General features: G+C 65.3%; 10 protein-coding genes and 1 pseudogene. 5 read left to right on the plus strand and 6 right to left on the minus strand.

The annotated features are described in order from the left end of the window. From ACXJL8_RS18145 to ACXJL8_RS18155, 3 genes are all read left to right on the plus strand, one after another. The coding region (locus tag ACXJL8_RS18145) for a hypothetical protein (protein WP_456685352.1) at nt 1–2,292 on the plus strand (2,292 nt) is incomplete at its 5' end. A 60-nt stretch (nt 2,293–2,352) separates the two neighbouring features. Beyond that, entirely contained in the window at nt 2,353–3,672 is a 1,320-nt protein-coding gene (locus ACXJL8_RS18150; protein ID WP_456618002.1) for a hypothetical protein, read from the plus strand. Nucleotides 3,673–3,684: 12 nt separating this feature from the next. Continuing rightward, a complete protein-coding gene (locus ACXJL8_RS18155) occupies nt 3,685–4,221 on the plus strand; it encodes a hypothetical protein (RefSeq protein ID WP_456618003.1) in 537 nt (178 codons plus the stop codon). 4 nt (nt 4,222–4,225) lie between these two features. On the opposite strand, the gene ACXJL8_RS18160 is transcribed toward ACXJL8_RS18155, so the two are convergent. Genes ACXJL8_RS18160 through ACXJL8_RS18185 form a run of 6 tightly spaced genes read right to left on the minus strand, consistent with a single transcriptional unit; the run spans nt 4,226 to nt 11,187 of the window. Continuing rightward, nucleotides 4,226–5,473, minus strand: coding sequence for an acetyl-CoA hydrolase/transferase family protein (locus ACXJL8_RS18160; RefSeq protein ID WP_456618004.1), 1,248 nt, complete (start codon nt 5,471–5,473; stop codon nt 4,226–4,228). Nucleotides 5,474–5,480: 7 nt separating this feature from the next. Further along, nucleotides 5,481–7,034: a class I adenylate-forming enzyme family protein gene (locus ACXJL8_RS18165; RefSeq protein WP_456618005.1), complete on the minus strand. Its 1,554-nt coding sequence runs from the start codon at nt 7,032–7,034 to the stop codon at nt 5,481–5,483. A 31-nt stretch (nt 7,035–7,065) separates the two neighbouring features. Further along, the gene (locus tag ACXJL8_RS18170; protein ID WP_456618006.1) at nt 7,066–8,232 is read right to left on the minus strand and encodes an acyl-CoA dehydrogenase family protein; all 1,167 of its coding nucleotides are present in this window, start codon (nt 8,230–8,232) and stop codon (nt 7,066–7,068) included. A gap of 39 nt (nt 8,233–8,271) precedes the next feature. Then, complete coding sequence (locus ACXJL8_RS18175; RefSeq protein ID WP_456618007.1) at nt 8,272–9,561, minus strand: TRAP transporter large permease; 1,290 nt, start codon at nt 9,559–9,561, stop codon at nt 8,272–8,274. Nucleotides 9,562–9,573: 12 nt separating this feature from the next. Then, nucleotides 9,574–10,128 carry a TRAP transporter small permease gene (locus ACXJL8_RS18180; RefSeq protein ID WP_456618008.1) on the minus strand — a complete coding sequence of 185 codons (555 nt, stop codon included), beginning with the start codon at nt 10,126–10,128 and terminating at the stop codon, nt 9,574–9,576. Between the two features lie 30 nt (nt 10,129–10,158). Continuing rightward, entirely contained in the window at nt 10,159–11,187 is a 1,029-nt protein-coding gene (locus ACXJL8_RS18185; protein WP_456618009.1) for a TRAP transporter substrate-binding protein, read from the minus strand. A gap of 227 nt (nt 11,188–11,414) precedes the next feature. Between ACXJL8_RS18185 and ACXJL8_RS18190 the strand changes: the two genes are divergently transcribed. After that, nucleotides 11,415–12,617, plus strand: a complete 1,203-nt coding sequence (locus ACXJL8_RS18190; protein WP_456618010.1) for a CaiB/BaiF CoA transferase family protein — start codon at nt 11,415–11,417, stop codon at nt 12,615–12,617. Between the two features lie 45 nt (nt 12,618–12,662). Then, nucleotides 12,663–12,793: pseudogene (locus ACXJL8_RS18195) on the plus strand (MaoC family dehydratase); the annotation flags it as partial.

Consider the following 12,793-nt stretch of genomic DNA (forward strand, 5'->3'; position numbering starts at 1 on the left):
TACGAGCTCTCCGGCATTTCAAGAACTTGTCCGAATGTTTCCGCGAGTTTCGTTCAGCATCGCATTCAGGCCGAAGCGCGAGCGCGCAGGACCGCGAAGGAGAAGCGCGGCACGAGCGAAATCCACATCGCCGAGATCTATTCCTGTTTTCCGTTCAGGCTGTTCGGCCTCACGCGCCGCGACCTGAACGATCTCGTCGAATCGGAATTCACAGCCGAGCTCGAGCTCTGCCGCGCCAATCCGGACATGCTTCGGCAATATCTGGACATGAAGCGCGCCGGYCACCGCGTCGGATTCATCTCCGACACCTACTGGGATTCCGACCGGCTGGCGCGGCTGCTGCAGGCCTGCCGCCCCGGGCTGACATGGGACTTTCTCTACGCGTCCTGCGACCACGGCAGCGGCAAGAGCGAGGCCCTGTTCGCCAAATATTTGTCTGAGCAAGGCATCGACGCCGCCAGCTCCTTTCACGTCGGCGATAACGACAAGGCCGACATCAAGGGCGCGAAGCGCCACGGCATTCGGCCGCGGTACTATCCGCAGGCCACGCCCCAACTGGCATCGAAGTTCCAGCGCGAGACGGCGCTGTACGGGCTTTTATGTGCGGGCACTCCGTCGCGGCTCGATCACGGCGCACGCACCTTGCGGCGCATGGTCGCCGCGCGCAGCGCCGAAAAATCTCCTGCCTTTCACCTGGGGCTGGCGGTTCTCGGCCCGGTGATGGCGGCCTTCGATGCTTTCGTCGCGAAGCGTTGCCAGGACGTTGCAGGCCCCGGCCGAAAGGTCGCGCTCGGCTTTCTCGGCCGCGACGGCTTTCTGCCGCACCGGATCTGGCAGGACCTGCACGGCACGACGGCGGCCTATCTCGAGATCAACCGCCGCGTCAGCCTGATCGCCTCGGCCGATACGATGCAGCCGCTGGTCGATCTCCTGCGCAAGGTCTTCAAGATCGACGCCCCGACCTTCGGCGACATGATCAAGATCCTGCCGCCGAAGGTTGCCGCGTTCTTTGCCGGCTTCCCCGACGGCATCGCCACGGGCGAAGCGCTGGCCGAAGCGCTTCCCGACCTGATGGATGAGTCCGACATCGTCGAGCTCGCGGCGGGCCTGCGCGCGCGGTTGCTGGCCTATCTGCGTCATGCGATTCCCGGCTTCGACGGCTGCACCGACCTCGTGCTCGCCGATCTCGGCTATTCGGGCAGCGTGCAGAAGGCGTTGCGGCGCATCTTCGACCGGGAAGGCATCAGGATCCGCCTCCACGGCGCCTATCTGATCTCGCTCGACGACGCCTTCGACGATCTCGCCGAGGACGACAGCGCGGAAGGATTCGTTTCCGACCTCGTGGTGACGCCCCACGTCAAGCGCATGCTGATCCGCAACGTCGCGCTGCTGGAGCAGGCCTGTTGCTCGGCGGACGGATCGGTCCGGGATTATGACGGCGGCCAGGTGCTGCGCGAGATCAATCCGCGCCCCCCAAGCCAGATCGCGCTCGCCGCGGAGATCCAGGCCGGTGCCGTGGCCTTTGCAGCGAGCGCCGAGGATGTCGCGCTCGCCTTTTGTCTCAATCCCAACGCCGCGCCGGACATCGCCGCACGCTGGAGCGCGGTGGTGCTGGCGCGCCTCTTACTGCTTCCCGACCATGACGAACTGACGCTGCTCGGCGGATTGAAGCACGACGTCAATCTCGGCACACATGCGCTGGCGCCGTTGCTCGACCGCGATTTTGTCCGCAACCAGATCACCGCCCGCGGCCTCTCCGCGGCCTGCACGTCGGCCGCGCCGCCGATGTGGCTCGCGGGCAGTTTTGCGCGCCTGTCACCGTCCCACGCTTATCTCTACGTATTGTTCGGCGCGAACCACCTGCCGGCTGACGTCTTTGAAGAGAGCCCTTGTGGCACGGTCCGGATCGGCTTGTTCGGCGCGACTGGCGAAGCGACGCTGGAGACGGCAACCGTCCATCGCACCGGCCTCGGCGAGTTGCGCGTGCGCATTCCGATCTCACGTGCCATGGGCATCGCAACGATCGCGCTGCCGCTGCCGAGCCTCGCGCCGGAAGGCCTGCTTCATGGCGTGACCATCCAGTCCGGCGACGACATCCGCGACGCCGCCGAAAGCCAGGACGTCATCGGCATTGCCGCCGAAAGCCTGGTCTATGCCGGCTTGCAACGGAACGGCCAACATTACCGTGCCGAGAGCGACGATGGCTGCCTGCTGATCCCGGCCGCCCCGACGAGGCAGGACGTCACGATCTATTCCGTCGCAATCACGCCGCTCGGTTCCACCGCCAAATAGTGCGCCTGATCGCGCCGCGCCGGCCGTTGAAGTTCAAGGGCTGGCACGAGGGGCGCGGAATTGACGGACGGGACGCACGAAAACCTTGATCGGCTGCTGCACTCCGGCGGCATCCGGCTCGGCCGGGCCCAGCGCGACCGGCTGGGCTGGCTGACCGGCCAGTACGGTGCGCCGGCGCTGGACGGCACCACCGAGGGACGGCGAAACGGCGTCATCATCCTGAAGGAACCAATGAGCGGCGCGGCCGCCGAGCTGTTCTACCGCGCGCTCAATCCCGCCTGCGCTGTCGTCATTCCAGCAAGCGAGAATCCCGGCTTCGATTTCCTCAAGTCCAAGCTGACCGAGTTCGGCACCGTCGGTCCCTGCGGTGCGGACGGCCCCCACGAGATGTGGTGGGGCGGCATCGGCTGGTCGACATTTCTCTCTGCCGCGGATGCCTCCGCCGTCCGGCCGCGAATCGTCTCCTGCTATCCGCGCGGCAGCGACGACAGCGCATCCTTGGCCTTAAGGCAATCGCTCGAACGCCTGCGGCTCGATGGCCACATCGAGCCGATCGACACCCAGTTCGACGACCGCATCCTCTGCTTCGAGAAGGCCGAGTTCATGGTGCGGATGTGGAACAAGTATCGCGAGCCGCTGCTCTTCGTCGAATCCGGCGCCGCGTTGTGGGTGCCGCCTTTGCTGCCGTCCTTCCTCGGCTGCGACGTCGCGCTCAACAAATGGAATCGCTGGGAGATGTCGGCGCGCACGCTCTATCTCGGGCGCTCCGAGGCCGCCGAACGGCTGCTGCGCAGCTGGCACCAGCTCGCCGCGTCCTATCCCGCAATCTGGGAGGGCTATCTGCTCGACCAGGCCTGGAGCCTCACCTCGTCCCAGGTGCCGCTCGACACGGTGTGGCTGCCGCGGTCCTATCATGCGCTGAAGGGCGACCTCGCCGCGTCGCGCGCCACGATCCTGCATGACCGGCAGACGACGACGATGGAGCTCGGCCCCGACCCGGCCTTTGCGAGCCTCGTGCGCGTGGCGCGCCGCGCCGGCCGCACCGGCGCCCGCGACGCCTTCATGGTGATGACGTCGAAGGCCGAAGCCGGCAACGGCATCGCCGTGATCCTGCGCGACATCTCGGCCAGCGATGCGGGCGCGGTGGCTGCGACCGTGGAGGCCGTCACCGGCGCGTATGCGGCGGACTGCGGCGGATATGGCCGGCTGGAGCTGTCGCTCTGCGCCTGGCAGGAGGACGTCGGTGCCGCGCGCGACGCCGCGGCACAGGCCCGCTACCGAATCCTGGAGATCGCGCCGGGACAGCGCATCGCCAACGACTTCTTCGCAGCCCACGCCTCCGACGACGCGACCCTGACCGCTCGCCATCTTTTCCCCTGAGGGACATCCGAGATGCTCAAGACCATCATCCTGCTCACCGACACCGTGCAACAGCAACAGCCGCTGGCCAATCTGCTCAGAGAGCACCATCCCGACCTCGCCTTCTGCTCGGCGCTGCGGGCGAAGGACCTCGCCGCGATCGAACCGGACGTGCTGAGCCAGGCGCGCCTGGTGTCCTTTGCCGCCGACGTCGCCGTCTCCGAGAAATTGCTGCTCCGGCTCGGCTATGGCGCCTACAAGTTCTATGCGGCGCCGGTGCAATATCCGGGCCTGCCGGTCGCGCCGGACGAGAGCGATGACGATCCGCGCTGCTACTCGGTGATCGCGCAGTCGATGACGATCTGGCCCGATTTCAAAAGGATCGTCGGCCTGGAAACCGTGACGATCCCGGACGGCACGGTCCCCGCCGAGCGCGAGCGGCTGGTGTTCTCCCGCCTCGCCCACCTGTTCTGGCGGATGTCGGGCATGATCGCGGGCGAGGCGACGGATCTGCCCGGGATCATCGACGCCGGAGAGAGCCAGCGTCCGACGCTGGCGATGATGAACTGAAGCGCTAGAACGCGGCGCGAAGCTGCGCGGAGAGCGCGTCGCGGTGTTCGGGCGCCGCGATCGCGATCATGCGGCGCGCGCGCTCGGCAAGACCRCAGCCGCGCAGCTCCGCGATGCCCCATTCGGTGACGATGGCGTCGACGTCGGCGCGCGGTGTCGTCACGGTCTCGACATCAGCGACAATCCGGCTGGTCCCGTCGGAGGCCGTCGCCGGCAGCGCGATGATGGCCCTGCCCCCGGGTGACGAATTGGCGCCGCGCACGAAATCGAGCTGGCCGCCAATCGCTCCGATCGCAACGCCATTCAGCGTCTCGGAATTGACTGCACCGTCCAATCCGACCTGAAGCGCCGAATTGATCGCGACCAGCCGGTTGATCCGCGCCAGCACGCCCTGGTCGTGCGTATGGGACGTCGGTCGCACCGCAACCGATTTGTTCTGGTGCACGAAGCGATAGAGCCGCTTTGTGCCGATCACCTGATTGGTGACGGTGATCCCCGCATCGATACCCTTCTCCGCATTCGTCACCGCGCCGCGCTCGATCAGGTCGACGACCGCGTCGTTGATCAGGCCGGAATGGATGCCGAGATGGCGCGCATGGGAGAGCGAGGACAGGATCGCATCCGGAATTCGCCCCACCCCAAATTGCAGCGTGCTGCCGTCGGCAATCAGGCTTGCCGCATGTGCGGCGATTTTTCGCGAGACGTCATCGAGCGGCGTCGGCGCCAGTTCGACAGGCGGACGGCGCGCCGCCACCCGCATATGGATCGGCGCGTCTTCCGGCCATTCCGCGCCAAACGTCCAAGGCGTATCCGGGTTGATCTCGGCGATGACCAGGCGCGCGCCCCGGGCGGCGTCGATGACATAGTCGTTGGACAGGCTCGCGCTCAATTGGCCGCCGCCGGCTTCCGCGAGTTGCACCAGCACCACATCGGCGCGGTGGCGGCGCACGGTAAAATCGGCGCAGAAGGCGCTGTAATTGCTCGGGATCATTTCGAGCCGTCCGGCCTTCGCAAGCCGCCGCGCATTGCCGATCACGCCATAGCTCTGGAATGAGACGTTGGGCGCGCACGCCGCCGAGAACGTGTCCGAGAAGATTGGTCCGACCATCATGCGGAACGAAGGCAGATGCCCGGCCTGCGCCATCAGTGCTTCAGTCAAAGTGACCGGCTCCGCCGTCGCCTGCCCGCACACGACGAGATCGCCCTCCCGGATCAGGCCGGAGAAGTCGATCGGCGACGTGTCCCCTGGCATCTCCGCGTCAGTCCATCGGCGCCAGCCGCGCGGAGCACTCGCTGAGGAGCGTGCGCAGCTCGGTCTTGACGATCTTGCCATAACTGTTCTTCGGCAATTCGCCGATGACGTAGTAATGCTTCGGCCGCTTGAAGCGCGCGATCCAGGCATTGCAGATCTGGTCGAGCTCGTCCCGCGTGACCGCCCTGCCCGCGACAGGCACGACGACGGCCACCACCTCCTCGCCCCATTCCGGATGCGGTCGGCCGATCACCGAGACCTCGGCCACGGCCTCATGCCGCAGCAGCGCTTCCTCGACCTCGCGCGGATAGATGTTGGTGCCGCCGGAGATGATGACGTCCTTGGAACGGTCCTTCAGCGTGAGGAATCCGTCYGCGTCGAACGCACCCATGTCGCCGGTGTAGAGCCAGCCGTCGCGCAGCGTGGTCGCGGTCGCTTCCGGATTCTGCCAGTAACCGGACATCACGGTATCGCCGCGCACGATGATCTCGCCGATCTCGCCCGGCGCAACATCGTGCCCGGTCTCGTCCACAGTGCGGACCTGCACCACGCCCTGCGCGATGCCGACCGAGGCCAATCGCTCCTCGTGGCGCGGATGCCCGGCATCGACATGCATGGATTTCGGCAAATACGTGATGGTCATCGGCGTCTCGCCCTGACCGTAGATCTGCGCCAGCTTCGGCCCGAACACGGCGAGCGCGGCCTTGCAATCGGCCACATACATCGGGCCGCCGCCGTAGATGATGGTCTTCAGCCCCGGCGCGCTCACGCCCGCCGCTTCCGCCGCGACCGTCAGGCGCCGCACCATGGTCGGCGCGGCAAAGAAGGAGATGCCGTCGCGCTTCGCCGTCAGCTCCAAAATCTCGTCCGGCTCGAAGCGGCCGCTCTCCGGAATGATCTGCGCGCCCATGCCGAGCACGTGCGGCACCATATACAGCCCGGAGCCGTGCGACATCGGCGCGGCATGCAGCAGCGCCTCGCCCGGCGTAATCGGATTGATCTCGGCGAGATAATTCAGCGCCATGGCGAGCAGATTGCGGTGGCTCAGCACCGCGCCCTTCGGCCGGCCCGTGGTCCCGCTGGTGTAGAAGATCCAGGCGAGGTCGGTGATCGCGACATCGGCGATGGCGACGCCTTCAGTCTTTTCGAGGCCGCGATGCTCGGTCGAGCCGATCTCGATGATGCGCGGCTTGGCTGCGCTGGCTGCCAGCGCTTCTGACGCCACGCCCGCCATGTCCTCGGTCACGAAGACCACCGCGGCAGCCGAATTGTCGAGAATGAACGCAACTTCGCGCGGATGCAGCTTCGCGTTGATGGGAACTGCGATCAGTCCGGCGTGCCAACAGGCATAGAGACAGGCGACATAGTCCGGCACGTTCTTCATCAGCAAGGCGACGCGGTCGCCCCTGGCGAGACCAAGGCGCTGCCGCAACGAGGCCGCCAGCGAAGCCACCGTCGCAGCTAGCCGGCCGTAGTCGGCCACCGGCGTCAGGCCCTTGAACAGGGCCGGCGCCGACGCGTCGGCCTTGGCGGCACGCAGAAGGTGATGAGCGAGGTTCATGGCGATCCCGCCGACATGTTCGCGCTTCAGCCTAGTACGATTTCGCCAGCCCGAGCACCTTTTCCGCGATGAAGCTGAGCGCAAGCTGCGGGCTGACCGGCGCGATGCGTGGGATCAGGATCTCGCGCAGGTAGCGCTCGACGTGGAATTCCTTGGCGTAGCCGAACCCGCCATGGGTCATCACCGCCTGCTCGCAGGCCTGGAAACCGGCCTCGCCCGCGAGATATTTCGCGGCATTGGCCGCAGCGCCGCAGGGCATGCCCTTGTCATACTGCCAGGCGGCCGACATCACCATCAGCCAGGCGGCCTCCAGCTCGACCCAGTTGATCGCGAGCGGATGCTGGATGCCCTGGTTCTTGCCGATCGGACGGTTGAACACGATGCGGGTCTTGGCATATTCGGTCGCGCGCGACAGCGCGAGCTTTCCGAGGCCAACCGCCTCGGCGGCGATGAGAATACGTTCGGGATTCATGCCCTCCAGAATGTACTCGAAGCCACGCCCCTCTTCGCCGATGCGATCCTCCATCGGAATCTCGAAGTCCTCGAAGAACAGCTCGTTGGAGTCGACCATCTTGCGGCCCATCTTCTCGATCTCGTGGACCTTGATCTTGTTGCGGTCGAAATCGGTGTAGAACAGGCTGAGGCCGTGGGTGGGCGAGCGCACCTCTTCAAGCGGCGTGGTGCGTGCGAGCAGCAGGATCTTGTGCGCGACCTGGGCGGTGGAGATCCACACCTTCTGGCCGTTGACGATGTAGCGGTCGTTCTTGGCGACCGCGCGGGTCTTGAGTTGCGTGGTGTTGAGGCCGGTGTTGGGCTCGGTGACCGCGAAGCACGCCTTTTCGCGGCCTTCGACCATCGGCGGCAGCATGCGCCTGCGCTGCTCCTCGGTGCCGAACACGACCACGGGATTGAGCCCGAACACGTTGATGTGCACGGCCGAAGCAGCGGACATGCCGCCACCGGCCTCCGAGATCGTGCGCATCATGATCGCGGCTTCGGTGATGCCGAGGCCGGAGCCGCCATAAGCCTCCGGCACGCAGATGCCGAGCCAGCCGGCATCGGCCAGCGCCTTGTGGAAGTCGTGCGGAAAGCCGCCGTCGTGGTCCTTCTTCAGCCAATAGGCGTCGTCAAAGCCTGCGCAGATCTTTGCGATGGCGTCGCGAATGGCTTCCTGCTGATCGGTGAGCGCGAAATCCATGTTTATGATCTCCTTCTTGGAGCCGCGACGGCCCGTATCTTAGCGTCCCATCTGCGAGGGCAGCCAGAGAATGATGCTCGGAAATGCCACCAGGATCGCAATGACAATCAGGTGCGCGATGAAATGCGGGAAGGTGCCGTGGAACACTTCCGCCACCGGCCGCTTGGCATAGCGGGCCACGATGAAGCAGTTCAGCCCGACCGGCGGCGTGATCATGCCGACTTCGGCGGTGACGATCTTGATCACGCCGAACCAGATCGGATCGAAGCCGAGCGTCTTGATCAGCGGCAGCACGATCGGCACGGTCAGCACCAGAATCGCGATCTGGTCCATGAAGGAGCCGAGCACGATATAGCCGCACAGGATCAATGTAATGATCACCCAGCGCGAGGCCGGCAGCGAGCCGATCCAGGCGACGAGATCCTGGGTGACGTGGGTGAGCGTGAAGAAATAGCCGAAGATCGAGGCGCCGACCAAAATCATGATGATCATGCAGGTGCCGTGGCAGGCGCGCAGCAGGGTTCTGTAGAGCGACGACGGCGTGATCTTGCCCTTGACTATCGCGAGCAGGAAGGCGCCGAACGCACCGAACGCGGAGGCTTCCGTCGGCGTCGCGACGCCGAGATAAATGGTGCCGGTGACGATCGAGAACAGCACCACCATCGGCGAGACCTGCCACAGCAGCGAAAATTTCTCCCGCCACGGCACCGATTTCGCGGCGGGCGCCCGCGAGGGATCCTGCCAGACCAGGAAGTAGATCGTGGCCATGATGGTGATGGTCACCAGGATCGCGGGGATGATGCCGCTGATCAGGAGCTTGCCGATGTTCACCTCGGCGAGCAGACCGAAAATGACCAGCGCGACGCTGGTCGGCAGCAGCATCGACAGCGTGCCGGAGATCGCGACCACGCCCGCGGCCATCTTCGGCTCGTAGCCCTGGCGGATCATCGCCGGCAGGCTGGTCGAAGACAACGTCGCAGCCGACGCCGTCGAGGTGCCGCAGATCGCGCCAAAACCGGCGCCGGCAAGCGCGGTCGCCATGCCGAGCCCGCCGGGGATGCGGCCGACCCAGGCGGAAGCCGTCTTGAACAGATCGTCGGCGACGCCCGACAGCAGCACGAGGTCCGCCATCAGCAGGAACATCGGGATGGTGATCAGCTCGTAGGACGAGACGGTCGAGAGCGGCGCGGTCTGGAGGATACCGAACAGCGTTCCCCAACCGCCGACCATGACGAGGCCGACCGAGCCGGAAAAGGCCATGGCGAAGCCGACGGGCGTGCCGAGTGCGAGCAGGCCGAACAGCAGGGCGAGAACGATGAAGGGGGTCATGGATGCCTGCCGTTACTCGAAGGTTCGCGCTTCGCCGACGCCAGTCACCGGCGGCAGCGGATAGAGGTCGCGCCCGCTCACCAGGCTCAACACATTGCCGATGAGTTGCATGGCCAGCCGCAGCACCAGCACGCCGCAGCCGAACGGCACCAACGCCGCCGAGATCCAGGTCGGCCAGGGAATGGCGCCGGCCAGAACGTCGTGCTGCTCGTAATTCTCCAGCGCGCGTTCGAAGCCGACCTTGCAGATCAGGACGAACACGAACAGGCCGGCAAGCGCGGTGATGATCTCCGACAGCCGGCGTCCCGCCGGCGAGAAGCGCGACAGCAGGATGTCGACGCCGACATGGGCGTGCTCGCGCAGGCCATCCGACAGCGTGAAGAAGAACACGCCGGCGAGGAGATAAAGCCCAATCAGATCGTAGGTGAAGGAGAACGGACGGTTCAGCGCGTAGCGCATGAACACGTCGGTCACGACCAGCATCATGATCACGAACAGGAACACCACCGCGATCACCGTCAGCGCGCGCTCCAGCACGCCGAGCACATCCCCTGCCCGCTTGATCACCTCAGGCGTCTCCCTTCGTGGATACCGTCGTCACTTCGCGCCGCCGGCGGCGAGCAGGCCTTCGAACTCCTTCAGCGCGGCGGAGGCCTGCTTGCCGCGGCTGTCGAGGCCGGTGGCCCATTCCTGGCCGACGCCCTTGAGCTTGTCCTTCATCTCGGCGCGGGTGGCCTCGGGCAGCGGATCGAAGCTGACGCCCTGGTCCTGGAGATGCTTCTTGGTCGTATCCGTTTCCTTGTCGACGTCGGCGCAGGCTTTCGGCTCGATCGCGTCGGAGGCCTCGTTCATGGCCTTCTTCACATCTTCCGGGAGCTTGTCCCAGACCGACTGGTTGATGGAATAGGAGACGATGAAGCTGCCGAAGCTGACGCCTTCGGTGGCATGCTTGACCAGCTTGTCGAGGCCGTAAGCCACGACGCTCTCCATCGGGAACAGCAGACCGTCCATGGTGCCGCGCGACAGCGACTCATAGGCATCGGGCGCCGCCATGCGCACCGGCACGGCGCTCAGCGCGCGCAGCGTCAGGTCCTGCGCGCCGCCGGTGGTGCGCAGCTTCAGGCCACCCATGTCCTTGGTCGTTTCGACCTTCTGCTTGGCGGTCCACACCTGATAGGGCGGCAGCACCACGGCGATCAGCAGCTTGATCTTGTTCGGCGCATATTCCTGCTTGGCCAGAAGCCCCTCGCGCGCGGTCTTCCAATAGGCGAGCGTGCCCTGGCAGCTGGTCTGGAATGCACCCGGCAATTGCGCCACTTCCGAGAGCGGCATCTTGTCGGAGACATAGGACGGCCCGATGTAGCCGATGTCGACCACCCCGGACTGGGTCAGCCGCAGCATGTCGGCGGCCTTGCCGATCTGCTGGTTCGGATAATAGGTGAAGGTCACCGCGCCGTTGGTGCGCTTGGTGACGTCGTCCATCCAGGGCTTCAGCATCAGGCGGACGAGATAATGGCCGGCGGGGAAGCTATCGGCGACCTTCAGCTCCAGCGCCTGCGCCGACATCGTCGAGACCGGCAGCGACAGCGCGAGCGCCGAGACCGCCCAGACCAGATTTTTCCTCATTCGTTTCTCCCTGACGCGCCGCAAACCGCGGGGCGACGGCCACCTGCCGCCGCGCCACAGGTGCCTCACCCACTTCTTGCTTGAGCTAAAAGTACATATATGTGAATTTATATGTCAAGTATATGAATTGTGCATAGGGCTATGCGCCGCGGCGCTATCCAGCCAAATTGACTATCCTGCTATGTGAATTCTAACTCCACGTATGTGAACGCATTCAACGAGGCCTCATGGGACCGCTTGCCGGCTTCACCATTCTCGACCTGACCAGCGTGTTGATGGGCCCCTACGGCACCCAGGTGCTCGCGCACATGGGCGCCGACGTCATCAAGGTCGAAAGTCCCGAGGGCGACATCGTTCGCCAGATCGGACCCGGCCGCACACCCGGCATGGGCGGCATGTTCCTCAACGCCAACCGCGGCAAGCGCAGCATCGTGCTCGACCTGAAGCAGCCGGAAGGGCGCGACACGCTGCTGCGGCTGGCCAAGCGCGCCAACGCGCTGATCTACAATGTGCGCCCGCAGGCGATGGCGCGGCTCGGTCTCGACTACGAGACGCTGGCCGCGATCAATCCGGCCCTGATCTATGTCGGCGCATTCGGCTACGGCCAGTCCGGCCCCTATGCCGCAAAACCCGCTTACGACGATCTGATCCAGGGTGCGGCCACGATTCCGACGCTGCTCGCGGCCGCCGGCGACGGCACGCCGCGCTACGTTCCCGTCACGATCGCGGACCGTATCGTCGGCCTGATGATGGTCAACGCCATCATGGGCGGGCTGATGCATCAGAGCCGCACCGGCATCGGCCAGCGCATCGACGTGCCGATGTTCGAATCGATGACGGAATTCGTGCTGGTCGATCATCTGGGCGGACTGACCTACGATCCGCCGCTCGACCATGGCGGCTATGCCCGCCTGCTCTCGCGCTATCGAAAACCCTACAAGACCAGCGACGGCTATCTCTGCGTCCTCATCTACAACGACAAGCACTGGCGCAGCTTCTTTGAGGCGATCGGACAGACTGAGTTCTTGCAGCAGCCCCGCTTCGCCAACCATGCGTCGCGAACGAAGCACATCGACGAGATCTACGAGGAGATCGGCCACATCTTCCTGACGCGCAGCACCGCGGACTGGCGTGAGCTCTTGGAGCGCGCCGACATTCCGGTCATGCCGATGCATACGCTGGAGACGATTTTGGACGATCCGCATCTCAATGCGGTCGGCTTCTTCAAGACGGTGGATCATCCCGTGGAAGGCCGCATCCGCCAGATGCGCGTTCCCTCGACCTGGAGCGTGACCCAGCCCGAGCCGGCCGGCCCGGCGCCAACGCTCGGCCAGCATGGCCGCGACATTCTGCACGAAGCCGGCTTCTCGGGGGACGAGATCGAAGCGCTCGCGCAGCAAAAAGCAGTTCACCTGGCAGCGCCGCCCTAAAGCGCGGGCGCTGGCCAAGATCGCAACGACAGGGAGGAAACCGCGATGGCCGGACTTTATTTCGAGGAGTTTTCCGTGGGCCAGGAGTTCAGGCATCCGCTGACCCGGACCGTCACGGAGATGGACAACACCATGTTCAGCCTGCTGACGCTCAATCCGCAGCCGCTGCATATCGA

This window comes from Bradyrhizobium sp. P5_C11_2, assembly GCF_054049755.1.